The sequence below is a fragment of the Rossellomorea marisflavi genome (assembly GCF_009806575.1).
Classification (GTDB): domain Bacteria; phylum Bacillota; class Bacilli; order Bacillales; family Bacillaceae_B; genus Rossellomorea; species Rossellomorea marisflavi_A.
The window spans coordinates 3,764,782-3,790,175 of the sequence record NZ_CP047095.1; the positions used below are offsets into that span (position 1 = coordinate 3,764,782).

Annotated in this window: 20 protein-coding genes and 1 pseudogene; 5 read left to right on the forward strand and 16 right to left on the reverse strand. The window is 51.6% G+C overall.

Annotated features, from left to right (window positions below; genetic code table 11):
* Positions 1-882: 882 nt before the first annotated feature.
* The 6 genes from D5E69_RS19495 to D5E69_RS19520 all read right to left on the reverse strand — a co-directional run bounded on the left by D5E69_RS19495 (position 883) and on the right by D5E69_RS19520 (position 8,872).
* Positions 883-2,262, reverse strand: coding sequence for a Glu/Leu/Phe/Val family dehydrogenase (locus D5E69_RS19495; protein ID WP_048006570.1), 1,380 nt, complete (start codon positions 2,260-2,262; stop codon positions 883-885).
* Positions 2,263-2,387: 125 nt separating this feature from the next.
* Positions 2,388-3,380 carry an aldose epimerase family protein gene (locus D5E69_RS19500; protein ID WP_053073027.1) on the reverse strand — a complete coding sequence of 331 codons (993 nt, stop codon included), beginning with the start codon at positions 3,378-3,380 and terminating at the stop codon, positions 2,388-2,390.
* A 12-nt stretch (positions 3,381-3,392) separates the two neighbouring features.
* A complete protein-coding gene (gene galT, locus D5E69_RS19505; protein WP_159130093.1) occupies positions 3,393-4,880 on the reverse strand; it encodes a UDP-glucose--hexose-1-phosphate uridylyltransferase in 1,488 nt (495 codons plus the stop codon).
* Positions 4,877-5,881 (reverse strand): UDP-glucose 4-epimerase GalE, encoded by a 1,005-nt coding sequence (gene galE, locus D5E69_RS19510; protein WP_159130094.1) that lies wholly within the window; start codon positions 5,879-5,881, stop codon positions 4,877-4,879. Before galE ends, galT begins: the two co-directional genes overlap by 4 nt.
* Positions 5,878-7,056, reverse strand: coding sequence for a galactokinase (locus D5E69_RS19515; RefSeq protein WP_375540505.1), 1,179 nt, complete (start codon positions 7,054-7,056; stop codon positions 5,878-5,880). The genes galE and D5E69_RS19515 overlap by 4 nt, the downstream gene beginning before the upstream one ends.
* A 274-nt stretch (positions 7,057-7,330) precedes the next feature.
* Positions 7,331-8,872 carry an AbgT family transporter gene (locus D5E69_RS19520; RefSeq protein WP_283957838.1) on the reverse strand — a complete coding sequence of 514 codons (1,542 nt, stop codon included), beginning with the start codon at positions 8,870-8,872 and terminating at the stop codon, positions 7,331-7,333.
* Between the two features lie 252 nt (positions 8,873-9,124).
* Here D5E69_RS19520 and D5E69_RS19525 point away from each other — a divergent pair, with 252 nt between their 5' ends.
* Entirely contained in the window at positions 9,125-10,330 is a 1,206-nt protein-coding gene (locus tag D5E69_RS19525; RefSeq protein WP_159130095.1) for an amidohydrolase, read from the forward strand.
* Between the two features lie 52 nt (positions 10,331-10,382).
* Here D5E69_RS19525 and D5E69_RS19530 read toward each other — a convergent pair whose 3' ends face one another.
* The 3 genes from D5E69_RS19530 to D5E69_RS19540 form a co-directional block, all read right to left on the reverse strand.
* The gene (locus tag D5E69_RS19530; protein WP_048006576.1) at positions 10,383-10,601 is read right to left on the reverse strand and encodes a DUF2922 domain-containing protein; all 219 of its coding nucleotides are present in this window, start codon (positions 10,599-10,601) and stop codon (positions 10,383-10,385) included.
* Positions 10,602-10,637: 36 nt separating this feature from the next.
* Positions 10,638-10,856 carry a DUF1659 domain-containing protein gene (locus tag D5E69_RS19535; RefSeq protein WP_048006577.1) on the reverse strand — a complete coding sequence of 73 codons (219 nt, stop codon included), beginning with the start codon at positions 10,854-10,856 and terminating at the stop codon, positions 10,638-10,640.
* Positions 10,857-10,960: 104 nt separating this feature from the next.
* Positions 10,961-12,067: a histidine kinase N-terminal domain-containing protein gene (locus D5E69_RS19540; protein WP_231578877.1), complete on the reverse strand. Its 1,107-nt coding sequence runs from the start codon at positions 12,065-12,067 to the stop codon at positions 10,961-10,963.
* Positions 12,068-12,528: 461 nt separating this feature from the next.
* Between D5E69_RS19540 and D5E69_RS19545 the strand changes: the two genes are divergently transcribed.
* The 4 genes from D5E69_RS19545 to D5E69_RS19560 are packed head-to-tail and all read left to right on the forward strand — an operon-like array spanning position 12,529 to position 15,624.
* Positions 12,529-13,350 (forward strand): glycoside hydrolase family 16 protein, encoded by an 822-nt coding sequence (locus D5E69_RS19545; RefSeq protein WP_048006579.1) that lies wholly within the window; start codon positions 12,529-12,531, stop codon positions 13,348-13,350.
* A gap of 2 nt (positions 13,351-13,352) precedes the next feature.
* The gene (locus D5E69_RS19550; RefSeq protein WP_048006580.1) at positions 13,353-14,699 is read left to right on the forward strand and encodes a glycosyltransferase family 2 protein; all 1,347 of its coding nucleotides are present in this window, start codon (positions 13,353-13,355) and stop codon (positions 14,697-14,699) included.
* Positions 14,696-15,358, forward strand: a complete 663-nt coding sequence (locus D5E69_RS19555; RefSeq protein WP_159130096.1) for a polysaccharide deacetylase family protein — start codon at positions 14,696-14,698, stop codon at positions 15,356-15,358. The genes D5E69_RS19550 and D5E69_RS19555 overlap by 4 nt, the downstream gene beginning before the upstream one ends.
* Positions 15,355-15,624, forward strand: a complete 270-nt coding sequence (locus tag D5E69_RS19560; protein WP_159130097.1) for a polysaccharide deacetylase family protein — start codon at positions 15,355-15,357, stop codon at positions 15,622-15,624. Before D5E69_RS19555 ends, D5E69_RS19560 begins: the two co-directional genes overlap by 4 nt.
* A gap of 35 nt (positions 15,625-15,659) precedes the next feature.
* On the opposite strand, the gene D5E69_RS19565 is transcribed toward D5E69_RS19560, so the two are convergent.
* The 7 genes and pseudogenes from D5E69_RS19565 to D5E69_RS19595 form a co-directional block, all read right to left on the reverse strand.
* On the reverse strand, positions 15,660-18,047 hold the full coding sequence (locus D5E69_RS19565) for a putative bifunctional diguanylate cyclase/phosphodiesterase (protein WP_148794294.1): 2,388 nt from the start codon (positions 18,045-18,047) through the stop codon (positions 15,660-15,662).
* A gap of 13 nt (positions 18,048-18,060) precedes the next feature.
* Complete coding sequence (locus tag D5E69_RS19570; protein ID WP_159130098.1) at positions 18,061-19,233, reverse strand: beta-ketoacyl synthase N-terminal-like domain-containing protein; 1,173 nt, start codon at positions 19,231-19,233, stop codon at positions 18,061-18,063.
* A gap of 162 nt (positions 19,234-19,395) precedes the next feature.
* Positions 19,396-21,096, reverse strand: coding sequence for a laminin G domain-containing metallophosphoesterase family protein (locus tag D5E69_RS19575; protein WP_063190585.1), 1,701 nt, complete (start codon positions 21,094-21,096; stop codon positions 19,396-19,398).
* Between the two features lie 115 nt (positions 21,097-21,211).
* Positions 21,212-22,225 (reverse strand): MupG family TIM beta-alpha barrel fold protein, encoded by a 1,014-nt coding sequence (locus D5E69_RS19580; RefSeq protein WP_148794290.1) that lies wholly within the window; start codon positions 22,223-22,225, stop codon positions 21,212-21,214.
* A pseudogene (locus D5E69_RS19585) lies at positions 22,222-23,579 on the reverse strand (PTS transporter subunit EIIC). The gene D5E69_RS19580 and the pseudogene D5E69_RS19585 overlap by 4 nt, the downstream one beginning before the upstream one ends.
* Positions 23,580-23,637: 58 nt before the next feature.
* Complete coding sequence (murQ, locus tag D5E69_RS19590) at positions 23,638-24,537, reverse strand: N-acetylmuramic acid 6-phosphate etherase (protein ID WP_048013223.1); 900 nt, start codon at positions 24,535-24,537, stop codon at positions 23,638-23,640.
* A 237-nt stretch (positions 24,538-24,774) separates the two neighbouring features.
* Positions 24,775-25,239 carry a competence protein ComK gene (locus D5E69_RS19595; RefSeq protein WP_048006586.1) on the reverse strand — a complete coding sequence of 155 codons (465 nt, stop codon included), beginning with the start codon at positions 25,237-25,239 and terminating at the stop codon, positions 24,775-24,777.
* Between the last annotated feature and the right edge of the window lie 155 nt (positions 25,240-25,394).

Genomic DNA, 25,394 nt, shown 5'->3' on the forward strand with positions numbered 1-25,394 from the left:
GCAATCAGAACCATTCACCCTATCTTTACCGAAGAGTACAGTGCAGCGGAGGCCGGCCGACTCAGAAGGGAATAGAGTGCGGGAGAGATCCCGCAGGTACGAGGAAGCTCGACCCACTCCCCTCGGAAAGCGGACGGCCGCAGCGGAACGGAACGCACCCATCTTTCCACTCCCTACATTTCAATTTCAATAAAGGGGTGCCCGCAATCAGAACCACTCACCCCATCTCCACCAAAAAGTGCAGTGCAGCGGAGGCCGGCCGACACCGAAGGGAATAGAGTGCGGGAGAGATCCCGCAGGCACGAGGAAGCTCGACCCACTCCCCCCGCCGCAGCGGAACGGAACAAACCCATCTTTCCTCTCCCTCCATCCCACTTTCAAAAAAGAAGGGTAGTCTGCGGATAGAATCACTCACCCCATCTTCACCAAAAAGTGCAGTGCAGCGGAGGCCGGCCGACTCCGAAGGGAATAGAGTACGGGAGAGATCCCACAGGCACGAGGAAGCTCGAACCACTCCCCTCGGAATGCGGACGGCCGCAGCGGAACGGAACAAACCCATCTTTCCTCTCCCTCCATCCCACTTTCAAAAAAGAAGGGTGGTCTGCGGATAGAATCACTCACCCCATCTTCACCAAAAAGTGCAGTGCAGCGGAGGCCGGCCGACTCCGAAGGGAATAGAGTGCGGGAGAGATCCCGCAGGCACGAGGAAGCTCGACCCACTCCCCTCGGAAAGCGGACGGCCGCAGCGGAACGGAACGCACCCATCTTTCCTCTCCCTCCATCCCACTTTCAAAAAAGAAGGGTAGTCTGCGGATAGAACCACTCACCCCATCTCTACAAACCAAAACAAAAAGAGCCCCTACCAAAGGGCTCTCTCCTCCATCAGTACAGCTTCCCCTGCCGATACAGCACGGTGGACAGCTTCATGACGGAATGAATATAGCAATTCTGCCGCAGGGAGAACGGGTCGCCGAAGAACATCGGAAGCACCGTATCGAACGTATGCGTCATCTTTTCATACAGCATCTTGAACACTTCTTCCTCCGAGTAAAACTGCGTCTCCCTGCCCTGCAGCCACTCGAAGTACGACACGATCACCCCGCCGGCATTCGCCAAGATATCCGGGATGACAATGACACCGCGGTCATTGAGAGAAGCGTCGGCCTCCGACTCAATCGGGGCATTCGCTCCTTCAACGATGATATTCGCCTTCACTTTTTCCACATTATCCTTATGGATCTGGTCTTCCAGCGCGGCCAGGATCAGCGCATCCAACTCGAGATAGAGCACGTCGTCTCGGTCGTGGACCTCGGCTTTGACCTCTGCTTCCTCCAGGGCCACCTCTGTATCAGGCAGATCGCCGCGGTTCTTCTGGGCGTATTCGATGAGACCCGGTATGTCGAGTCCGTCTTCATTGTATAGCATTACATTCCGGTCGCTGACGGCCACGACCTTGATGGACAGGTGGGTGGACTGATGCGCTTCGAGGGCCGCGACCGATCCCACATTCCCGAATCCCTGGACGGCCACCTTCAAGGGGCGGTCTTCATGTTTCAACAGATTTTTGGCGAATAGGCCATCGTTTTTCGTCAGGAAGCTTTTCTTATCCTTCATGAAGTCATGGAGAAGATACTTCAAGGAAAAGAATACCCCTTTCCCGGTTGCTTCCCTCCTGCCGAGGGAGCCCCCGTTCACGACGCTTTTGCCCGTGAAGCTCCCCCTGTATGGGTGCCCGGGGCGGATGCTTTTGTATTCTGCCATCATCCAGTCCATCTCCCGCTCCCCGGATCCCATGTCGGGCGCCGGGATGTCTTTGTCGGGACCGAGGATATCACTGAAGTATTGGACATATTTCTTTGAGATCAGATGAAGCTCCTTCTCGGAGTAGTCCCTCGGATCAAGGAGGATGCCCCCTTTCCCTCCTCCGAACGGCACGTCATGAAGGGCATTCTTCAGGGTCATGAGGGAAGCGAGATTCTCCACTTCCTCTTCATTGACGGATTCATGGAAGCGGATCCCTCCCTTATAAGGACCGAGGGCATTGTTATGCTGCACGCGGAATGCAGGGATCCTTTCGACACGGCCGTCCTCGAGGGCGATCCTCAGGAAGGACTTATGTATATGATTGGGGGTCGACAGGATCGAGGTGAGGGAGCTGAATGCCTTCTTCCTCGATTCACCCTTCACCCCGGGTAAAAATGATTCATCTTCAAGCAGTGCATCCAATGATTTTTGAACGATCTTCCTTGTTTGACTGATCACGCAATCCCTCCCAGTATGAAAATGCTTTCTTTATCACCTTCCCCTCCAGTATATGTTAAAAACATTTCAAGCTCAAAAAGATGGAAGCGCAAAAAAAGAGTGCGCCGACACAGCACACCCTCCGTTCAATCCTGAAGCATAAATCGATACCTGGTCCTTGCCCGGTACTCTCCGCCCGCTCTGACCATGATAGTCGGGAAATCGGAATGGTTCGGGGCATCAGGATAGCCTTGGGCCTCAAGAGCAATCCCGGGATGACGGCTACCATCTCCACCAGCAAGCTGAGCCCCCTCCAGATCGGTACCCGTATAGACAATGACGACAGGCTGATCCGTTTCAATGACCACTTTCCTCCCAGAAGCGGGATGATGCAAAGAGATTTCTTCACTGAAGTGCTCATCAAGCAGGAAGGGATGATCGATGTCGGGTCTGTTTTCCGAAAACGGCCCTTCAAACCGGAAGCCTCCTTGTGACAGGGGAAGGATATTCCCGGTGGGAAGCTGCTCATCGTCAAGCTCCAAAAACCTCTTGGATTTCAACCGAAGCTCGTGATCGGTACTATCGGAGCGGGGATCGCCGCTCAGGTTGAAATAGCTGTGATTTGTCAGATTGATCGGGGTATCTTGATCCGGGATGGCCAAATAAGAAAGGGTGAGTTCATCCTTGTCGGAAAGGGTATACGTGACCTGGATCATGACGTTTCCGGGGTAACCGCCTTCCCCGTCTTCACATGCGACCTCCAACGTCACAGAATTTTCCGTCACTTCTTTCTCCGACCACACCTTTTGATTGAGTCCGTTCCATCCTCCGTGTAAATGATTTTCCCCTTCATTGCGATCAAGCAGGAATTCGTTGCCCTCATACGAATATCGGGCTGCGGATAGGCGACCGGCCACCCGGCCGATCATCGCCCCGATACAATACTCATCCCTGCGGTACCCTTCAAGGGAATCGTAGGAGAGCACGACATTTGCACGATTCCCTTCATGGTCCGGCATCATGATCGAGGAGATGATGCCGCCATAGGTCAGGATGGATACCTTCATGCCCGCGGCATTTTCCAGCGTGTATTCAAATACCGCTTCTCCGTTGTGTTCGCCTATTTCATTTTTCATCATGCGTATCCCACCTTATTCAAATTGAGCCATGAACCGCCGGAATGCTTGCATCCCTTCTTCTGTCCACTTAAATACCCCCGCATCCTCCAGCACCCTGGAGAACTTTTTCCCCAGTTCTTCCTTGACGATCGACGCTGAAGTGTCTTCAGTAATCTCTTCACCACGCCTTTCCCGGATCTCCCTTACCCATTCCCGGTGATGGGCAGGAGCCTTTTCCACATTTCCATGAAGGGCATCCTCCACCAGTGAGAGCTCTGTTTTCAGACGTGCCGGGAGGACGGCCAGCCCCATCACCTCGATCAGGCCAATGTTTTCTTTTTTGATATGATGGACATCTTCATGGGGATGAAAGATGCCTGAGGGATGCTCATCACTTTTCCGATTGTTGCGGAGGACGAGATCAAGCTCATATCGCCCATCCCGCTTCCTGGCAATGGGGGTGATGGTATTATGGGGTTCTCCATCTGTGGATGCGAAGATACCTACGGAAGGATCACTATAGGCCCTCCATCCCTGCAGGATATCATCTGCGGCATCGAGGAGCGGTCCCGCTTCATCTGCGCTCAGCCTCACGACCGACATCGGCCACTTTACGATGGCGGCACGGACGGACGGATGGGACGTAAGAGGATACGTCGCCTCTTCCTCCGCTCTTGCCATGGCAAATTCGTAACGTCCACCCTGATAATGGTCGTGGGAAAGGATCGAACCTCCCACAATCGGCAAGTCGGCATTGGAACCGGCAAAATAATGCGGGAATTGCTTCACGAAATCCAGGAGCCTCCCAAAGCCATCGCGGTTGATTTCCATCGGTCGATGCTCCTCTGAGAGGATGATGCAATGCTCGTCATAATACACATACGGCGAATACTGAAGCATCCAGTCCTCCCCGCCGAGACCGAGTCTGATCATGCGGTGATGGGCTCTCCCGGGATGATCCAACCTGCCTTTATATCCTTCGTTTTCTACACAGAGGAGGCACGCGGGATAACGGTGATCGTGCTTCGGCAACAGCCGTTCCCTCGCGATCTGGGCAGGATCTTTCTCCGGCTTCGACAGATTGATGGTGATGTCGAGTTCACCATACAGACTATCTACCTTGTAATGGACATTTTGGGCAATGCGTTTCGTCTGGATGTAATTGCTCAGGCGGCTCAACTTATAGAAATAGTCCGTCGCCCGGATAGGATCTTCCCTGTAGAGGGTGCGGAATTGGGCATTCACTTCGGACGGCTTCGGCATGAAGCAGTCCATCAGCTCAGCCATCAACACCTCTTCCCCTCCCGGCTCGATGACCCCTTGATCCAGGGCTTCCGCCGCAAGGGCGGAAAGCAGATCGGGGATGTCCATTTCCGCATCCACTCCGCCTTCTTCTACATAGGAATCCCGGTCAAGGACGGCGAGGAGCCGGTTCCTGACGTATACCATATCTTCTTCCCTTATGAGTCCCGCTAAAAACCCCTTACCAACGAGGGAATGGAGCAGGCGATTGATCGTCATGAAAGATCAGCACCTTTCTGATCGTTATATCCACGGGGATGGCCCTTATGCCATTCCCACGCGTCTGAGATGATCCGTTCGATGGTCGTCCTGGAAGGAGTCCATCCAAGGACAGACCGTGCTTTGTCAGAAGAAGCGATCAGCCTTGCAGGATCGCCCTTCCTTCGCGGAGCAACCTTCTCCTGGATCTGCCTCCCCGTCACCTGCCGTGACGTTTCAATGATGTCCTTGACGGAAAACCCCTGGCTGCTCCCGAGGTTGAAGATCCCACTCCCGTTGCCTTCTTCGAGGTAGCGGATCGCAAGAAGATGGGCATCAATGAGATCTTCTACATGAACGTAGTCCCTGATACATGTTCCATCTGGAGTGTCATAATCGTTCCCGAAAATCGAGATGCTCTCCCGCTGCCCCAGTGCCGTCTTCAGTACCAGCGGGATCAGATGCGTTTCGGGATCATGATCCTCCCCGATCGAACCACCGGCTCCCGCCACATTGAAGTAGCGCAGGGATACATAGCGGATCCCGTATGCCTCATCACACCAGCGCATGAGTTTTTCCATGGCGAGCTTCGTTTCGCCATACGGATTCGTCGGTCGCTCCGGCATATCCTCTGTAATCGGGACACGCTCCGGCTCTCCATACGTCGCAGCCGTCGACGAGAACACGATATGCTTCACGCCCGCCTCCTTCATCACATCCAGGACCACACGGGTACCCGAGACGTTATTATCCCAGTATTTAAGCGGCTCCGTCACGGATTCCCCAACCAGGGAAGAGGCGGCAAAATGAATGACCGCTTCCACGTCTTCCCGATGGAATACCGATGTCAAAAATGACTGATCCCTTATATCCCCCTCATAGAATCTCGCTTTCTCGTTTACCGCCTCTCGATGACCTGTTACGAGGTTATCTACGACTGCCGTGTCATATCCTCTTTCCACCAAAGCCTTGACGGCATGGGACCCGACGTATCCAGCTCCTCCCAGTACCAAGATGCTCATACGATCACCCTCCCTTTCCATTCTTTGGCGCCATCTGCGCTTTCTGCTGTAAAAAATGATGCCTCATATCCTATCACTCTCTTATATTCATCCCCTACCGACCGGACAAACGCCTGAACATGATCATTCTCCACGAGGGCAATGGCACATCCTCCGAACCCTGCACCCGTCATCCTCGCCCCGAGTACACCGGTTTGTCTCCATGCCGCCTCCACAAGGACATCCAGTTCACGTCCCGTCACATCGTAGTCTTCTTTCAGGGAGACATGGGATTGATTCATGAGCTGCCCGAATTCAGCTAATCGATGCTGATTCAACAGATGGAACGCCTTCACCGTGCGGACATTCTCTGATACCGCATGCCGGGCCCTTTTTTTCAGGACGGCATCCGGGATGGCATGCTCGTACTTCTCGAACTCACCAAGGCTCAAATCCCCGAGGGTCTCGATCCCGACAACCCGTCGCAGATAAGACAGTGCCTCCTCACACTCCTGCCGGCGCTCATTGTACTTGGAAGAAGCGAGCTCTCGGCGCTTATTCGTATTCAAGATGATAAGGCTGTGCCCTTCAAAGGGTAACGGAGCATATTCATGTTCAAGGGACTGGACATCCAGAAGGATCCCATAGCCTTCCCTTCCCATGCCGATGGCAAACTGATCCATGATCCCACTGTTCACACCGATAAAGTCGTTCTCCGTCTTCATGCCCAGCTGCACCAATCGGATCCGATCCACATCGAGGTGAAACAACTCCTGTAAAGCCACCCCCGTCACAAGCTCAATGGATGCTGAAGAAGACAATCCCGCTCCGTTGGGAAGATTTCCGTAGAATAAGAGATCGATACCCGTTTCCAACCGATGCCCATCCTGTATAAGGGAAGCCATCATCCCTTTTGGATAGTTGGCCCATCCATCGCTTTTATCATAGTTCAGGTCATCAACAGAGAACGTGATGATCCCCGCTTCGGAAAAGTTCAGGGAATGTACCCTGACCAGCCGGTCTTTCCGTTTCTTCGCTGCCACATATGTGCCGAGACTGATGGCACAGGGAAACACATGGCCTCCGTTATAATCAGTGTGCTCGCCTATCAAATTGACCCGGCCCGGAGCAAAGAACACCCGGTCTGCCGCCGACCCAAACACCCGTTGAAAATCGTTCAGTAATTCCACCCTGATCCCCCACTTTCACGCACAATAGAAATCGCTTTCATTTAAATCATAAAGGAAGTCGGGTAAAAGCGTCAATTTATTTTAGTAAAACTTTTACTAATCGAGTCTTTAGAACGATGACGGCGAATGGGGGAAGAAGAGAATAACGGCATCCGGAAATCAGGATACCCCTTCCTATTCAAACTATAAACAGAGCCTGGGACAAACGTGTTTCAGTCATAGTAAAACCCGAATTCACTTGCCTGCGATCAAGCAAGTGAATTCGGGCTTTTACTTTGTTTCATTTCAAGAATATCCCTGATCCAGGTCCAAGAGGTAATCCGAGATAATACCATAGGACAAAGAACAAGGCCCATGAGATGGCGAAGAAGATCGTATACGGAAGCATCACCGATATGAGTGAGCCGAGTCCGAGGTTCTTATCGTATTTCTTCGCCAAGGCGAGCAGGATGGCAAAGTAGGCGAACATCGGTGTGATCGGGTTCGTGATGGAATCGCCGATCCGGTAGGCGAGCTGCGTCATGGCCGGGTCAAAGCCGAGGATCATGAACATCGGGACGAATACAGGTCCGAGGATGGCCCATTTCGCCGAAGCGCTTCCGATGAAAAGATTGAGGAAGGCCGTGATGGCGATGAATCCAAGGATGAGGGGCAGCCCTTCAAGTCCAAGGCCCTCGAGGACGCCCGCTCCTTTGATGGCAAGGATGACACCCAGGTTGCTCCAGTTGAAATAGGTAATGAACTGTGCCGAGAAGAAGGCGAGGACGATATACATCCCCATTGTCCCCATGGAGGTGGCCATCGCCTGTGCCACATCCTTATCGTTGCGCAGCTCTTTCGTGATGAAGCCGTAGACCACTGCCGGGAGGAGGAACAATCCCATTATCAGCGGTACAAGGGAGTTCATGAACGGGGAGATGATGATGGAACCATTCTCTCCCCTAAGGGCACCGTTTTCCGGCACGATCGTCCAGGCGACGAGTGCGAGGAACAGAAGCGTTGTGACTCCTGCCCACTTCAATCCCCTGGACTCGAGGGCCGACAGCTTGTCCATTTTCATCTGCGGTCCCGTATAGGCAGGCAGACGCGGTTCGACGATTCTTTCAGTCACCCATACGGCAACGGGAATGATGATGACGCAGGATGCCATGAGGAAGTACCAGTTCATGGCCGGATTTGCGACGAAATCCTTGTCGATGATTTGAGCCGATGACTCAGTGAAGCCGGCCAAAAGGGCATCAAGCATGTTGACGATGAGATTGGCACTGAAACCGCCCGCGACCGAAGCGTACGCAGCCACCATTCCGGCGATCGGGTGCCGCCCGACGCTTGCAAACACCATGGCAGCGATCGGAGGAAGCACGATGAATCCGGCGTCCCCGGCGATATTGGCCAGGATTCCCGAGAAGACGATACTGATGGTGATCAGTTTAGGTGACGTGGAGTAGACAACCTTTTTCAAGAGCGCTGAAATGAGCCCGACTCCTTCTGCGACACCGACACCGATCATGGTAACTAGTACCACCCCGAGTGGCGGGAAATCGGCAAAGTTTTTGACCATATTGGTCATCATCCGCTGCAATCCTTCTGCCGAAAGGAGGCTGACCACGGTGACTTTTTCACCCGTGGACGGATGGATTGCTCTCCAGCCCGCTGCAGAGCCTATGTAGGATACGATAATGACAATGAAGGCGAAGAGGATGAATAAGGTGACGGGATCGGGAAGCTTATTCCCCGTTTTCTCCACAACGTCCAGCATTTTTCCAAACCAGTTCTTTTTTGTTCTGTTCATCTCCTGATTCGTCTTTCGAACCGATTCCATCTGATCACTCCTGTTGTTTTCTGAAAATTTGTATTACGACCGATTATAAAGGAGTGAATGAAAATTGCCATGTGATATTCCACAAAATAGAAGCTTATTTTTTGTGTAATTATACAAATTTTCATATTTAATCGTTTACATTCAAACTTTTCCCTAATAATCCCCACAATCCTTGTAATTTTTGATATGATTTTACCTATTATTCAAACTATTTATACTATTTCACTCTACATAACGAAAAGGGGTTTTTTCATGGAACAACTACTCAGTCAGCTTGAACAGCATGCACAGGAAATGATCTCGATTCGCCGTTATTTGCACGAACGTCCCGAACTCTCTTTCCAAGAAGTCCATACGCCTGAATACATCGCGAACTACCTGAGCGAGCTCGGTATCGAGGTGCGGACCGGCGTAGGCGGGAACGGTGTCGTCGGGAAGATCAAGGGCGGACTGCCGGGGAAGACGGTGGCCCTGCGAGCAGACTTCGATGCCCTCCCCCTTCACGATGAAAAGGATGTCCCGTACCGTTCTAAGATTGACGGCGCCATGCACGCATGCGGCCATGACGCCCATACGGCAACCCTTCTGGTCGCAGCCAAAGTCCTCCAGCAGAACCGGGAGCACCTAAAGGGCGACGTTGTCCTGATCCATCAATTCGGGGAAGAAATCGCCCCGGGCGGAGCCAAGCCCATGATCGAGGACGGCTGCCTGGACGGAGTGGATGCCATTTTCGGCACCCATTTATGGAGTACGATCCCTGTCGGGAAGATCGGCTACAATGCAGGTCCGATCATGGCGGCAGCTGATAAGTTCGAGGTGACCATCCAGGGTAAAGGTGGTCACGGTGCGTCTCCCCACGAGACCGTGGACAGCATCATGCTCGGCACGAACTACATCCAGTGGTTGCAGCAGATCGTAAGCAGGCGCATCAATCCATTGTCCCCGGCGGTCATCACCGTCGGTTCATTCCACGCAGGGGATGCATTCAATATCATTGCCGACAAAGCGTCCATTGTCGGAACGGTGCGGACATTCGATGAGGGTACCCAGGAATTCATCATCAAAGAGATGGAGACCTTCTTGAATGCCCTTTGCTCAGGCAGTGGCGCTTCGTACGAATTCAAGTACGATAAAGGATATCCGGCGGTCATCAATCATATAGCCGAAACGGCACACCTCGTTTCATGTGCGAAGGAGCTTTTCGGGGACGACGTATTCAAACTTGAACCGATGATGGGTGGGGAAGACTTCTCCCACTATTTGAACGAGGTGCCTGGCACCTTCTTCTTCACAGGTGCCGGCAACCCCGAGAAGAATGCCATCTACCCGCATCATCACCCGAAGTTCGATATCGATGAGGATGCCATGATGAATGCAGCCAAGGTCCTTCTCAGCGCATCCGTTTCATACTTGGAGAAGGCGGCCTCCACTCCGGAAGCTGCAGTGAAAGAAAGCTGACGGATCCATATCAAAAAGGGGAGTGTGTCGATAGACACACTCCCCTTTTTGATTACATCAGTTCGTAGTCAGTTACATTCCGTTCCACGATGCGCGCTCCTTCGATGGAAACGAGCGATCCGCCTGAACTTCCGAAGACATCCTTTGCGATCAGATTCTCCATGGCGGCTTTCACCGCGTCCTGATCCACCGGCTCTTTCGGCTCGATAACGGAGATCTTAGCCTGTTTGCCCATTTCGTTCTTGAAAATCAATTCCAATGTTTTTGCCATCCTTTTCCCCTCCCCTCTTCATGATAAGCACATGAATTACGCGTTCACGTCGAATCGTTTGACCACTTCCACATTGGAAAGCGTCTTTTCCGAAAGACCCGCCACTGATTCAGCGGCGCTGTTGACATCATCTGCAGATGCGGTTCCGTTGATGTAGCTGTAGGACTTGTACTCGAAAACCGGCTTGCCATCACCATCAAGTCCTTCATAAAACTGGAATCGGAGACGCGTATCCTTTAAGTCGATCGCTGCCATGTTTATCACCCCCTTCACCCTTTATATAGGATTCGGGAGCGTTTAGGGGTACCTGCCCCGTAAACTTTTTTCAAACAAAAAAAGAACCGGCATCAGCCGGCAGATCATGGTTGAAAAACGGAGGATTCAACCGGTATGCGTATGATAAAAGTCGTCTTCTCGTCGGTGGAACGACAGGTGAGGGTGCCGTTATGCTTCTCCACAAGCTTTCTGCAAATGTAGAGACCGATGCCTGTACCAAGATCCTTCGTCGTGAAGAAAGGCTCGAAGATCGCTTCGATTCTCTCTTCCTCGATGCGGGGCCCGTTATTGCAGAACGTGACCACCACATCATCCTCTTTCATTTCGCAGCTCACATTGATATGGCGATATCCTTGCACTTCCTGAAGCGCATCGATGGAGTTCATGATCAGATTCAGGAATACCTGTCTGATCTCATCCTTGTTCCCCACGATTGTTACATCCGGGGAGCAGTGACTCTGAATGGACACATCTCCATCCAGGAGGGTCGGATAGAGAAACTCGATCAGTTCTTCAAGAAGGCTCATGAGGCTCATGCTTTCCTGCTTGCTTTCGATGAGCTCCTTACGGGAAACATGGAGAAACTGGGAGATGCGATAGTTCAATTGATCAAGCTCATGCTGCATGATATCCATGTATGGGAGCTCGGGATAGTCATTTTTCAAAAGCTTCATGAATCCGATGATGGAGGTCAGGGGATTCCTGAATTCATGGACAAAGCTTGAGCTCATCTGTCCAAGGATGGTCAAACGCTCTTTATGGGTCTGGTCGATATAGAGCTCCTTTTCCTTCAGCACCTGATCCTTGATCTCCGTATACCGTCTCACCGCCAGATAGGAAAAACGATCAAACAGCTCATTCACAAAGTCAAGCTTGGGCTGAAATCCACCATGCTCCATAAAGGAGTGATTCAACCATTTGATGATCGTGCTTTTCCCGATGTTGACGTTGTACACGAACTCACTGATGTTCACATCGGCATCGACACGCTCCTGGGCTGTCTTATTGGCAAGGAAGAGCATTTCCTCTTCCGTCAGTGGCCTTTCCACCGCGCGCACGACAAGGTGGAACATCCGCCTCGCATTTCGCTCAACCTCTTCCTTATGCTTATCTGTATCTGAAATCACGATGTCATCGAGCCAGTTCTGGATCATCTCATTTTCGTGCCGCTTCAAAAAATCTATCATCATTTCACTGGGACTAGTCATCTTTTGGTCAATCTCCTTCATTCAAACACGATACTCACTAGTAATAACCCTATCATACCATTAATAAAGGCGGTAAACGGATGAGTTTGGTTTTTGGTGATACTTTCTTCTACTGTAAAAAGTGGAATTCCCCTTCCACCTGGCAGAATACTGTGTATTCCTCTGCTAGTCTCCTATTTCTATAGAATATTTCATTATAAAGAACTAGTAAACGTATAATAAAACACAAAAAACGACACTATATGACAAGGTTCTTTGCAAACTATTTCTTTACCTGATGAAAAATACCTGCTACTATAGTTCTTAATAAAGAACAAACCCTCTTATTCCTCACTCTCACGTATGAATCTTGAAGCCACTATACTCTCACACCCCCATTCGAATATGAACGATCGGCCCATCAAAGTTTTTCTGTTCACTATTAAGAACTTGAGGTGATTTCGTTGAAGGTAATCATCGGTATTCTGTTCCTATCGCTTATCCTCTCTCTCACATCCGACGTGACACCGGAGCGCCACGTTGAAGTACAGACAGACGAGCCCTTCCCTCTTACATTGCGGGATTCTCCCCCACGCCCCCATTCCCAAGAAGAGTGGACCATGATCTTTGAAGAAGAATTCAGCGGGGACGCATGGAGAGATAAATGGAACATCCAGGACTGGCCTTCCGACAAGAACGAGGAACTCCAGTATTATACGCCCGATAATGTCTCGACGAAGAACGGATACCTCGTCCTTTCCTCGAAGTCGGAGCGGTATAAAGGCAGACATTATACATCAGGGGCCGTGACCACGGAAGATTTGTTTGAATTCACGTACGGTAAAGTGGAAATACGTGCAAAGCTCCCTACATCAAGGGGGGTATTCCCCGCCCTCTGGCTCGTGAACTCCGAAACCGGGGATTGGTTGCCGGAGATCGATGTAATGGAGAACATCGGACAGGAACCGAACAACCTCTACTTCGTCCTTCACTGGAAAGATGATCAAGACGTTCAGAAGCGGGATTACCTCACCTATACAGGAAAGGAAGCCTTTTATGAACATTTCCATACGTACGGGATGATTTGGGAAAAAGACAGAGTCTCCTGGACGCTTGATGGAGAGGTAGTATTCGAAACCACCTCCTTCTCTCCGGATCTTCCACTCTTTCTATATATGAATACCGCCATCGGCGGAACGTGGCCGGGGGATCCCGAGCCTGGGGATTTACAAGAAGAATTCCTGATCGACTATGTGCGGGTCTATCAACACCGCGGGGAGGAATGAATATGGTATTGCTCTTACTCACCTTCACACTTTTTATCGCCTTCGTCCTGTTTCAAACCGTCTATATCCTGATTCCACTGTTCAAGAATGAAAAGAAGAAACGGAGCCCCATTACAAGACAGCACTCCTTCTCCATCATCGTTCCCGCTTATAATGAAGAGAAGGTGATCGAGAATTGCATTCAAGGATATTTGCATCAGGCCCATGGGGATGCAGAGCTCATCATCGTGAACGACGGGTCGACCGACGCCACCTTCGATGTCCTGAAGGAGCTGCTCGATCTACATCTTTACCATAGACCGTGTGAAGGCGGATTGGTTCATAAGGAGGTCATCAATGTCTTCCGTTCTTCCCTCCACCCCTCGATCTATGTCCTAGATAAAGTGAACGGCGGGAAAGCCGATGCCCTGAATGCAGGCATAACTTTCAGCCGCAATGAGCTGGTGGTCACCCTGGATGCCGACAGCATCCTCGGGGAAGATGCGTTAGTGGAGATGAACGCTGCCTTCCAGGATCACAGGGTCATCGCCTGCGGTGGAAACGTGCTGATCTCTCAGGCATTCTCAGGTGAGATGGGCCATTTGAAGCCAACATTTACGATCCCGAATGTGATCCGCTATCAGTTCCTCCAGTATCTGACCGCTTTCCTTCTCCACAAGCGGGTACAGGCAGCGGTCGGAGCCATCACGGTCATCGCAGGGGCTTTCGGCACGTTCCGCAGGGAAACCCTCTTCCACATACAAGGCTTCCGCAGTACGATCGGTGAAGATATGGATATCACCCTCAAGCTTCACCGATGGATCGAAGAGAATGGCCGCAGTTCCCGGATTTCCTTCGTACCTTCCGCTGTCTGCTACACGGAATGCCCCGATACATTAAAGTCCATGTTCAAGCAGCGGGTCCGCTGGCAAAAGGCGTTCATCGACTGCCTGATTCACTACCGCTCCTCCTATTTCACCCGATTTTCCTGGAGATTCTCTCTTTTCTTCCTGGTCGACCAGTTCGTCATCGGTACGTTGAATGCTTTCACTGTGATCGCGGCACCTATCGTCTTCATCTTCCGCCATGATGGGATGACGCTGTTCCTGTTCCTCGGGCTGACGGCCGTCATGCTCTTCATGTATCAAAGCATCACCACCATCTATATCAGCAGGCTTCACGGCATCCGGTTTTCCAAACGGGACATCATCCGGATCCTCTGCTTCCTCCCTGTGGAAATCGGCGTTTACCGGATGATCAATCTTGTCTTCGTCGTGTACGGCACCCTCTCCTACTTCCATCAGCCCCAGTCATGGGATAAGTTTGAACGGAGCGGTACGGTGGGCTGGAAGGGAGTGAAACGGGCATGATTCTGAAGAGCCTTTTTGCATCCGGTTTCCTCGCCCTTCTTTTCAGCATCTTCGCAGGCATCTTCCTGTATCTCACCGAGCTTCACCTCCCTGAGCATGCCACCACTGCCTCGGCAGACAGCAACATCGAGATCGATTCCTGTGCGAAGGAGCCAAGGAGGTTCAACGCGAGCACGAGACATGACGGTACGGTCCCGATCCTCACCTATCATCGCATCGTGGATGAGAGCGACCTCTCTTCCCGGCACATGGTCGATGGAAGGGTGAACCAGATGATTGTCACAAAGGAGGAATTCAAGAAACAGATCGCGTTTTTGAAAGAAGAAGGGTTCACCTCCCTCACCCTTCCCGAGCTCCATGAATTCCTTATAAACAAACAGGAGATTCCGAAGAAAAGCGTGGTCATCACCTTCGACGACGGGTATAAGGACAACGTAATCGAAGCATATCCGATCTTGAAGAAGTACGGATTTCAAGCTGCGAGCTTCCTGATCGCAGGTATGATCACTGCGGAAGATCGTCCCTTCACCCCGAGTACGTACAGTACGCGACCACGGAAGAACTTGCCTCCGCCTGTAGCGTCTTTTCCTATTACAGTCACACATTTGACTTCCATCACCGGAAAGGGTCTTCCACGAAGGATGAAAAAAGCTTTTTGATCACGGAAGAAGCAGGCGCCATCAGGAAAGATGTTGCGAAAAGCATCGGGGTCCTGAAGGGGGAAAGCCTTGCTTTTGCTTATCCTTACGGGGAGTATTCACCCAAGTCAATCAGGATCCTGAATGAACTCGGCATCGACATGGCTTTCACAACGGAAGAACGTGACGCTTCTCAAGACGATCATCTCTATGAGCTCCCGCGGCATTCGATCTTTCACGATACCACCATGACCCGATTCCAATCCATCTTCAGGCCCCATCATTGAAAAAAGCCGTCCCGGAATGATCGGGACGGCTTTCATTATAGTTTCATCTTGCCGAAGACATTCTTCTCGAAGTCCTCAGGAGATAGAGGTCTGCTGATGGCATACCCTTGGATCACATCGCACTCGGTCTGTTTCAGGAAGTCGTATTCCCCCATATCCTCGACCCCTTCCGCTGTGACCTTCAGCTGCAGATGCTTTGCCATGGAAATGATACTCATGACGATGGCTTTGTGGTCTTCGTGGGAGGTGATCCCCTTGATGAAGGAACGGTCGATCTTCAACGTATCTAGGGGATACTGCTTCAGATAGCTCAAGCTTGAGTAGCCTGTACCGAAATCATCCATGGAGATGGACACACCGATCGCCTTCAGTTCATTCAGCTTCCGGATCATGATATCGAGCTCGTACATGGCGATGCTCTCGGTGACTTCAAGGTCAAGATAATCTGGATTGAGGCCCGTCCGGCTCAGAACGTCCTTCACCATGCAGGCGAATGATTCGTCGAGGAGCTGCTTGATCGATACATTGACCCCCACCTTCATCGGAGGGTAACCAGCACGCTGCCAGCGTACGTTTTGCTTGCATGCTTCCTTCAGCACCCATTCCCCGATTGGAATGATGAGTCCCGTTTCTTCAGCCACCGGGATGAACTCAGACGGCGAGACCGGACCGAGGGTTTGGTTCGTCCATCGCAGGAGCGCCTCCATCCCGCATACCTTTTCGGAAGAAAGATTCCAGGACGGCTGATAGTGCAAGACCAATTCGTTGCGGGAGAGGGCCGATCGGAGTTCTTTCTCAATCACCATTTTCCGGTAAAACTGATGGTTCATTTCATCAGAGAAGAACTGGAAGCTGTTCTTGCCTTTCTCTTTCACATAGTACATGGCCGTATCGGCATTTTTCATGAGCGTCTTGGCATCTCGGGCATCTTGAGGATAAAGGCTGATCCCGATGCTCGGTGTGATGGTATATTCCTGCCCCTGGATCCAGAACTCCCTCCTGAACTGATCGAGCAGGTCATTGGCGATCACCACCGCCTCCTCCTTGGAACGATCCGGGAAGAGAAGAGTGAACTCATCGCCGCCAAGACGATAGACGTTCGCCCCATACGGCCGCAGGAAGGCTGCCAAACGCTCGGCAACTTCAATGAGGAGAAGATCCCCGAAGTCGTGACCGAGGGTGTCATTGATGTATTTGAATCGGTCCAGGTCAATGAGCATGAGGGCTCCCCTGGAGGCGTCCTCGAGGAACCCCGTAAGGTCGTCATTGAACTGCCGGCGATTCGGGAGACGCGTCAGTACATCGTGGTTCGCTTGGTAAGCGAGCTCTTCTTCATGCTCCTTCCGCTCCGTGATGTCTGTGGAAACACAGAGTACCAGGGTAGTGTCATCTGTCACAATGGGGATCTTTGACGTCTGGAGCCAGCGGACACCGCCGCACGTGTCGACGAACTTTTCTTCTTCGACATCGATCCCCTTCATCGTCCGCAGAATGAACCGGTCCATTTCCACGATATCCCTGCCCGTCTGTCTGCTCTCCTGTAGCTCAAGATCGGTCATTCCGATCATCTCATCCTTGGAGAGTCCGAACAGGGAGGCATACGCGAGATTCACCAGGGAATACCGACCGTCCTCATCTTTCGCATAAATATAGCTCGGATTCATATCGATCACCGTCCTGAGGAAGGTATGCTGCTCATCGATCCGTTCATTCATCTTCTTCACGGTTTCAACGTGGATGCGATTCGATAAGATCAGGATGGAGATGGCGAACAACAGCACCGCGAATGAACTCGGGAGCAACATGGAACCGGGATAGAGATTCAACACGCCAAGGGAATAACCCACCACGGTGGAGATGGTGAAGTGGATCAGGAAAGAACGCTGGGCCGGACTCTCGATCCATCTCGATAACAAATACGATACGGCCAGACTGACGGCGAACATGATCGTATTCAGGTAAAACACCCACGAATACTCGCCCGGCACTGGGAAGTAGAAGGGGAATGCATGACCGGGATTGATCACCCGCAGGGAAGCGACCCCCTTCTCTGTCCACCCGATCACATACACGATGAAACTCCAGCAATAGAAGAAGACGAGTATGCCCCTATTCATGAAGAAGCGCCATCTGGTCCTCTTCAAGTGCTTCAGCTCCTGCATATAGACGGTGTAAGCCACATGGAAGAGAATCGGTGCGATCATGATGCTCCCGAACCGGAAGAGCCTGAAGAGAAACTCGACTACTTCCTCAGGGAGTAACGTATAAGCAAATAATACTGATACATCCAACTGCCAGAATGTGGCGAAAACCAGGAATAAGAAAAGCACCCTCGACAAACTGCTTCCCTTGAACATACGAAGTATGGTGGCGCCGATGATGATCGGGATCAATGCGACGATTATTGAGTATAAAAAAAACATGATGCCATCCCTCCTACTTCGAAATTAACATACAGGCGTTATTTCCGCTTATGCCGTGTGTCGTGATACTGACTGTTGAAACCGGCTGATAGCGCGTCTCTCTTACCAAAGGAAGGGACTCAAATCCTTCCTGACTGGTTTTGATGGTGGGGGGGATAAACCCGTACTCCATGGAGAGGATGGAAGAGATCGTCTGGATCGCCCCCATGGCGGCAAAGGAATGACCCGTCATTCCTTTAATCGAGGTGATGGGCACATCCCTGTTGAACATGCGATGATGATTCATGGATTCAATCCGGTCATTCACCTTCAGGCCGAGTGCCTGGCTGTTCACATAGGTGGGGGTCACATCCCCGATGGCATCATGGAGGACCGAGAGCATTTCTTCACCCGTATCGTCCACTTGGAGCATCGGCTTCCCTTCATTGCGTGAAACCACCTTTCCGATACTGCCGTGGATCGGGTGCCCCTTCTTCAGCGCATCTTCCCTTCTTTCGAGTACCAGCATGGCCGCCCCTTCTGCAAGGACAAAGCCGTCATGCTGATTAGAGAAGGGGACGCCAGCATCCGAGATGGAGCGTGCTGATTGGATGGCTTTCATCTTCAGGAAGCCATTGATGCTCCACTGTCCAAGAGGAGCATCGGTCCCCCCGACAAGGCAGGCATCGACCTGACCGGTCTTAAGCAGTAACTTCCCGAGGGACACCGCATCAAGACTCGCCGTACAGCCTGTAGTAAGTGTATAGGCGGGGCCTTTTGCCCCGATATGCTCCGATACCGTAGAGGAAATCGTGTGCGAATCCACGATGGACACCCCGTGGACCGGATAACCTTTTAATCCTGATGCCACTGGAGCATATGCTTCCACTTCCAGGATCGCTCCTGCCGATGTACCGATGATGACGCCGATCCGCCTGGGATCCGCCGACAATCCGCTCATGTCGACTGCATCCCGTGCCGCTGCGACGGCAAGTCTTGCCGATCTCGGATACCGCCGGTAGTTCCTGTTGCCAAGCGTCTCGAACTCATCGTCGATTAGCCCCGCAATGATATCCCCCTGATTCCTTCCCTTTCCTTTCAGGATGGAATGCGTGCAGATCCCTTTCTCCAATACGTGATGGAATTCCTGTTTATTGTTGGCACCGGGTATCTTCAGACCATACCCGGTCACGACTATATCTTCCAATCGAACCATCCTTTACATATAGTTGAACATATACCCACAATACATATTATATAAGGAAAAGAGACATATTCCATTATAATTCGACATAAATAGGAGTGTCCCTGCTTACGATGCAGGGAAAACGTTGATCCGAAAATAGAAATAGCGCCCGGAGTCCGGACGCTAAAAATTAAATCGTTCTTTAAATCGAAATGGGACCGTGAATTGATGTTCATCACCGGTCAGATAAGGGGCATCGAAATAGCTCCGCTCCTTTTCAGAGATGGAATCGGCCCAAGGGGAATAGGTCTTGAACCGGATCTTATCATGCTTTTCGTCGAACTCAGCGAGCCTCATCCAACCGTTCCCGCCGTTGTAGCTTGATTGATAATCGACGAGTACCTGGATGACGGGATGACCGAAGCGGTTTTCCTTTATGCGGTGGACGGTTCCCTGGTGGTGTCCGTTCACCGTCATGAAGACCTGATCATTCCCATCCACAAGGCCTTCCCACAGGCGGTTCCCACGATTCGTATCGACCGGGAACGTACCGTCACTTGTGAGGATCTCATGGGATAAGAGGATGGTCGGGATCCCGGGGTGCTCCTTCAGTACCTTTTTGGCCCACGGCAGGTCTTTCTTCAGATGGCCCATATCCACCGAGAGGAAGAGATATTCATAACTTCCGGCTTCTGTAATGGAATAGGAGCTGAATTTTGAGGGGGACGTTCCCTTATAATAAGGCTTATCCGTATAGCGCTTCGGTCCGTAATAGTAGAGATAGGGGTTGCCAAGCCCGTAATCATGATTCCCTGCGAGGGTGATATAGGGAACTCGGCGTCGGTCGAGGACGCTGAGGCTAAGGGATGAGTGCTCCCACTGCCTGGCCGAATCACTTTGATCCACCATGTCTCCAAGGAATGCCGTCATGGCGATATTCAACTTCTCCTGCATGGTGGAGATCCATTTCACCTGCTGATGGAACAACGCAGGCATATAGCGGACCGTCTTCTGCGGATCGGGCACAAAGAGGAAGTTATAGTTTTCCTTGTTGCCGAGAAGATGACCTTTGCTGCTCATCCCGCTGCGAAGATTGTTTTTCCTCGGTTCTGGAATGAGCCACTTCCCTTTTGGGAGTGCCTGATCCGAAATGCGGATTTCCTGGATGCTTCCGGCGAATAATGAACCCTTGCCGCTTCCCTTCCCGACCGTCCATACCCCCTTATTGGGTGCCAGGAGTCCGGTGACGGTGGATGCATTTTGGCGGAAATCTTCCGCACCGTTGATGAATACCCTCGTCTTCTTACCGTCATTGACCACCGCGATGTGATACCAGTCCTTTTTCCCCGGGAGGGCAAAGGATCCGAAGACCCTTGATTTCTTGCCGTTTGCAGGTGTTCCCGTCCACTGCACCTGTTTGAAATGGGTGATGGTCAGCTCAGACCCCTTCCTGCCGAGGATCCCCATTCCACTGTATTCATCCCTTGTGAACGGATCGGGAAGCTTGATGACCGCTTCAATGGTATAGCCTTTCAAGAATGCCTCCCCATTGAGGGGAGCATCTTTCCCTGTCTGAAAGTATTGGCCGCCCTTCAAGCTTTTGCGGTTATGAAAGTCGAGGCTCCCCACGATGAATTTCCGTGCGATATCGTCCTTCGACCAGTTCAAGAGCCCGTCCGTTCCATCGTTGACCAGGACGAGCTCATTTCCTTTCCCGCTCCGATCCTTCAAGATCAGTTTTCCCCCATCAAGGGATCCGCTCTTCACTTCACTTTTGGAGAAACGCCAATGAGCCACCGTGCTATCATTGCCGGCTTCAGCCGTGAAGGGAGAGCCCAGACCCACGAACGCGACAAGGACGCATGCCACCCATATTCTTTTCACTATTCCCCCTCCTCCGTCGTGAATGGTTTGCTCTTAGTATGGACGAAGAGGGTGTATGTATGTGCCATTTTTCCATTACAAAAAGGACCCTGCCGCCAAGACAGGGTCCACTGGATCAAATATATTTTTTAAAGCGAATCCGCTGGGACGGTTTCAAGAATTGAAGGAGCGGCATATGCCGTTCATGGACCCAGCCCACCACGTTGACGGAAGGATCGGCTTCCAATGGGCGGATGACGATCCCCATCTCCCCGCGGTAGCGCCCATAGTCATCATTATCCCTCGTGATGGCTCCCGGCGTGCGCTCAATGCATGCTTCAGGCGAAACGCCGGCAGCCATCCTTGTGTTCATGATCCTGAGAACATCCCGCCCCGGGTCCGGTCTCAGCGCATACTCTCCGTCCACCTCGTCCGCGCCTTCATAGGAAAGGGTGATGATCCCATTCCCGTCCAGCTCGTGAAGATGGTGCAGAAGCTCTGCCGACCATCCAGGATCACCGATGAATACACCGCTGACCCCTTCATGGAAAAGACCGGCCGCATGTACATACGGATCCCCGTGCCTGTGATCTTCAAGCGTCGGGAGCCCCTGGAATAACGGTCCCCTCTGTTCCTCATCACCGGGTACGAAAGCATACACGGGAATCCCGAATGAGTCGAACATCCTCTGCTGGGACCGGAAAAACGCTGAGCTGATCCCCGTTTCCCTTCGCGGATAAAAATTGTGCCACGCAATCAGGGCGGAAGGATCGATTCCCATCCCCAACCAGTCCTCGACTTCTTCCTTCCTGACGGTACTGGCATTGATGGCAAGCTTGAAGTGATGGGAAAGATGCTCCACATCCTCGCGTGAGAACCCATCATCCAGTCTCAGTGCCGTGACCCCAAGCGACCTCATCTCCCTGAAGCATGTAAGGCCGAGCATCTCCGGAGTCTGCCGTGAGACATCGGCGAACACTTCGAAACCTTCATCATGGAAAAGGGAAAGGAGCTGGCGTATCCGCTCCTGCCCGGCAGGTTCCTCCGGAATATGAAAGGATGTGAAAGCCTGTTTGATCCCCATGGCAGAGGCCCGGATGATTCGTTCTTCTGCACGTGGATCAGACAGATAAATCGAAATACCGATCATTCAAACTCACTCGCCATCTCATCTTTGAATCCGAATGCATACGTCAACAGGAAGCCTGCGAGATAGGCAATAAGCAATCCAATGACATAATAGAGGATTTCCCCTGCGTTCACAAGGAAGATCAGCGGTACACCCGAGACACCGATGGCGAAAGTCGCCACATCGAAATGCGCCTGGAAAGCTCCGCCGAAACCGGCGCCGAGACAAGCTGTCAGGAACGGACGGCCAAGAGGCAGCGTCACCCCGAAGATCAACGGCTCACCGATGCCGAGGATCCCGGCAGGAAGGGACCCCCGATGGCCCGCTTCAGCTTCGGTTTCTTTGTTTTGAAGAAAATGGCAAAGGCCGCTCCAACCTGACCGGCCCCACCCATGGCGAGGATCGGCAGAAGGGGATCATCCCCGATGGAATTGATGAGCTCAAGATGCACAGGCGTCAAGCCCTGATGCAGTCCGGTCACGACGAGGGGAAGGAATGTCGCCCCAAGGACGAATCCTGCACCGATTCCGCCGACTTCGATCAATGATAATAATCCTTTAGTAATAATATCAGATATGAATCCACCCACAGGCATGAATACGGTATATGTCAGTAAACCTGTGACCAAGAGTGCAATTGTCGGTGTGAAAATGATATCGATGGCCTGAGGCATGATCTTCCGTACGTTCTTCTCCACGAAGGCCATGAAGACTGCTGCAATCAAGACCCCGATCAAGCCGCCCCTGCCCGGAAGGAGATTTTCCCCGAAGAGGGCGATGTCACCGATGGCCGGATTGATGATCAGAATCCCCGCAAGGCCCCCGAGTGCCGGTGAACCACCGAACTCCTTGGCAGCATTCACCCCGACAAGGATGCCGAGGTAGGCAAACAACCCGCTACCGATTACGGACAGCATCATGACAAGATTAGATTCACCATTCAGCCATCCGGCCTGGACGAAGAATTTTGTGAAGCCTGTGATCAGACCCGAAGCGATCAGGGCCGGAATGAGAGGGATGAAGATATTGGCAATCCTTCTCAGTAAAAGCTTGACCGGTGTACTGTTCTTTTTCTTCAGTTCGGCTTTCCGATCGGCGGCCCGTGCTTTCAGGTCGATGTCACTGCCATCTTCTGCAACGAGTTTCCCGAACTCTTCCGTGACCTTGTTCACTTTCCCCGGTCCCAAAATGACCTGATAGGTGTCATCTTCCACAAATCCGATGACGCCGTCGATGTCTTTCATCGTTGCCTTCTCGACAAGGCTTTCATCTGCAACCTTCACACGAAGCCTTGTCATGCAATGCTCATAGCTCGTGATGTTCCCCGCACCACCGAACTTCCTCAATATCGCCGCTGCCAGTTCTCTGTTTGTCACTGCGACCCTCTCCTCTCGACCCCTTTTATTTTTTTATATCTGACGCCAGCGGGTGGGACTATTCTTCAATAGCCACCCGAACGTACCCGTTGGCATCCCGCAGCCGGTCCTTCGCCTCGTCATACCCGCAGCCGAGCTTGATCATGACGATTGATGCCTTGACCTCATTATGGGCAAGCTTCAACGTCTTCAGCGCCGTATCTTCGTCGGTCCCCGTGATATCACGGATGATGCCGACGGCCCTTCGTTCCAGCTTATAGTTGCTGATATTCACATCAACCATGAGGTTGCCGTAAGCTTTTCCAAGTTTGATCATGGAAGCAGTGGAGATCATGTTGAGCACGAGCTTCTGAGCAGTCCCCGCTTTGAGCCTGGTTGAACCCGTCAGTGCTTCGGGACCTACATTCACTTCAATTTTATGCTCGGCTTCCTCAGATATTCTCGCCCCTTCGTTGCAGGAGAGCGCGACGGTAACGGCCCCGACTTCCCTTGCGTACCTGAGTCCCCCGATGACATACGGTGTCCGCCCGCTTGCCGCAATCCCAACGACCGTATCTTCAGGAGCAAGTTGAAGTGCAGCAAGATCCGATGCACCGAGCCCTTCATTGTCTTCCGCTCCCTCTACCGCTTTGACGAACGCCCGTTCACCACCGGCAATCAAGCCGACGACCACATCGCTCCCCACGCTGAATGTCGGTGGGCATTCCACAGCATCCAGGACGCCGAGCCTGCCGCTTGTACCTGCCCCCATATAGATGAGCCTGCCCCCGGCAGAGATGGAAGCTACCACCTTATCCACGACTTCTTCCACGACGGGAAGGACTTTTTTAACGGCTTCCGCCACTTTATGATCTTCGTCATTCATCATCCGCAACACTTCACCGGTACTGGCAGTATCGATCTTTAACGTATCCGGATTGACCTTCTCGGTTCCCAGTTCATACACATTATCCTGCATTTCAATTCCTCCTAAATCTCGTACGCGCTTTCATTCTTATTATAATCCCTTTTAAAATTATATTTCAACGGATTTGTAAAATTCATAAAATTATATTTTAACATTACCTCGACAACTAAAAAACCCGGTTCATCAAGGAATGGTGACAGTCAAAGAAGAGAAAGTTCTCCTTATGCCATCCTTGATCAACAGGGTTCCAGCAGAAACGATTCTATTTCATACGGATCTTCAAAAGCTTCAATGCGGTCTCGGATAGCGGCTGAAATAATTCATCGTCACCGCGCCGCGTTGGAGCTGTCTATGTAGCACGTCATACGAACAATTCACTTCCATTTTCATCCCGTTGGAGAAATGGACAAACGTCTTACCGCAGGCGACGGTCGTTGAATGGATATGACGGCAGAATAACCAGATGCAATCATCATTATCGGGTGATTGTGTAGGGATGGCCAGGATGTAGTCCATCAGACTGACCAAAAGCGGCGTTTTTCGATCGTACGACAATACTCTTCGAACCGCCCTGATTCGTCCGTTATAATCGGACCCGTGGACGATGCAGGATTCTTCAAGCACTTCTTTCACAGACTTCTTGCTGTACGTGATTTCCCCTGAACAATCGACAACCTTTGACTGATGCACTCCGTCATAGGAAGGATAAATCGCTGCCGTTCTTCCGTTTATCAACACCTCAAACTTTTTCACATGATCACCCCATATTTTTTAGTCCTAAAGAACTAGAACTTTATCATTATTATAGGTATATCATTAAAAACTTCCACTATATTGTTAAAAAGTTTAACTTTATTTGTAAAAAAAGTTTTTAGTCGCCATTTTCCTATAAAAAAACCGCGCAGGGG

Coding starts and splice junctions, on each gene's coding strand:
- D5E69_RS19500 (WP_053073027.1), bottom strand. CDS start 3,380: ATGATGAAAAATGAAATAGGCGAACACAACGGAGAAGCGGTATTTGAA.
- galT (WP_159130093.1), bottom strand. CDS start 4,880: ATGACGATCAATCGCCTGCTCCATTCCCTCGTTGGTAAGGGGTTTTTA.
- galE (WP_159130094.1), bottom strand. CDS start 5,881: ATGAGCATCTTGGTACTGGGAGGAGCTGGATACGTCGGGTCCCATGCC.
- D5E69_RS19520 (WP_283957838.1), bottom strand. CDS start 8,872: ATGGAATCGGTTCGAAAGACGAATCAGGAGATGAACAGAACAAAAAAG.
- D5E69_RS19525 (WP_159130095.1), top strand. CDS start 9,125: ATGGAACAACTACTCAGTCAGCTTGAACAGCATGCACAGGAAATGATC.
- D5E69_RS19530 (WP_048006576.1), bottom strand. CDS start 10,601: ATGGCAAAAACATTGGAATTGATTTTCAAGAACGAAATGGGCAAACAG.
- D5E69_RS19535 (WP_048006577.1), bottom strand. CDS start 10,856: ATGGCAGCGATCGACTTAAAGGATACGCGTCTCCGATTCCAGTTTTAT.
- D5E69_RS19540 (WP_231578877.1), bottom strand. CDS start 12,067: ATGATGATAGATTTTTTGAAGCGGCACGAAAATGAGATGATCCAGAAC.
- D5E69_RS19550 (WP_048006580.1), top strand. CDS start 13,353: ATGGTATTGCTCTTACTCACCTTCACACTTTTTATCGCCTTCGTCCTG.
- D5E69_RS19555 (WP_159130096.1), top strand. CDS start 14,696: ATGATTCTGAAGAGCCTTTTTGCATCCGGTTTCCTCGCCCTTCTTTTC.
- D5E69_RS19565 (WP_148794294.1), bottom strand. CDS start 18,047: ATGTTTTTTTTATACTCAATAATCGTCGCATTGATCCCGATCATCATC.
- D5E69_RS19580 (WP_148794290.1), bottom strand. CDS start 22,225: ATGATCGGTATTTCGATTTATCTGTCTGATCCACGTGCAGAAGAACGA.
- murQ (WP_048013223.1), bottom strand. CDS start 24,537: ATGCAGGATAATGTGTATGAACTGGGAACCGAGAAGGTCAATCCGGAT.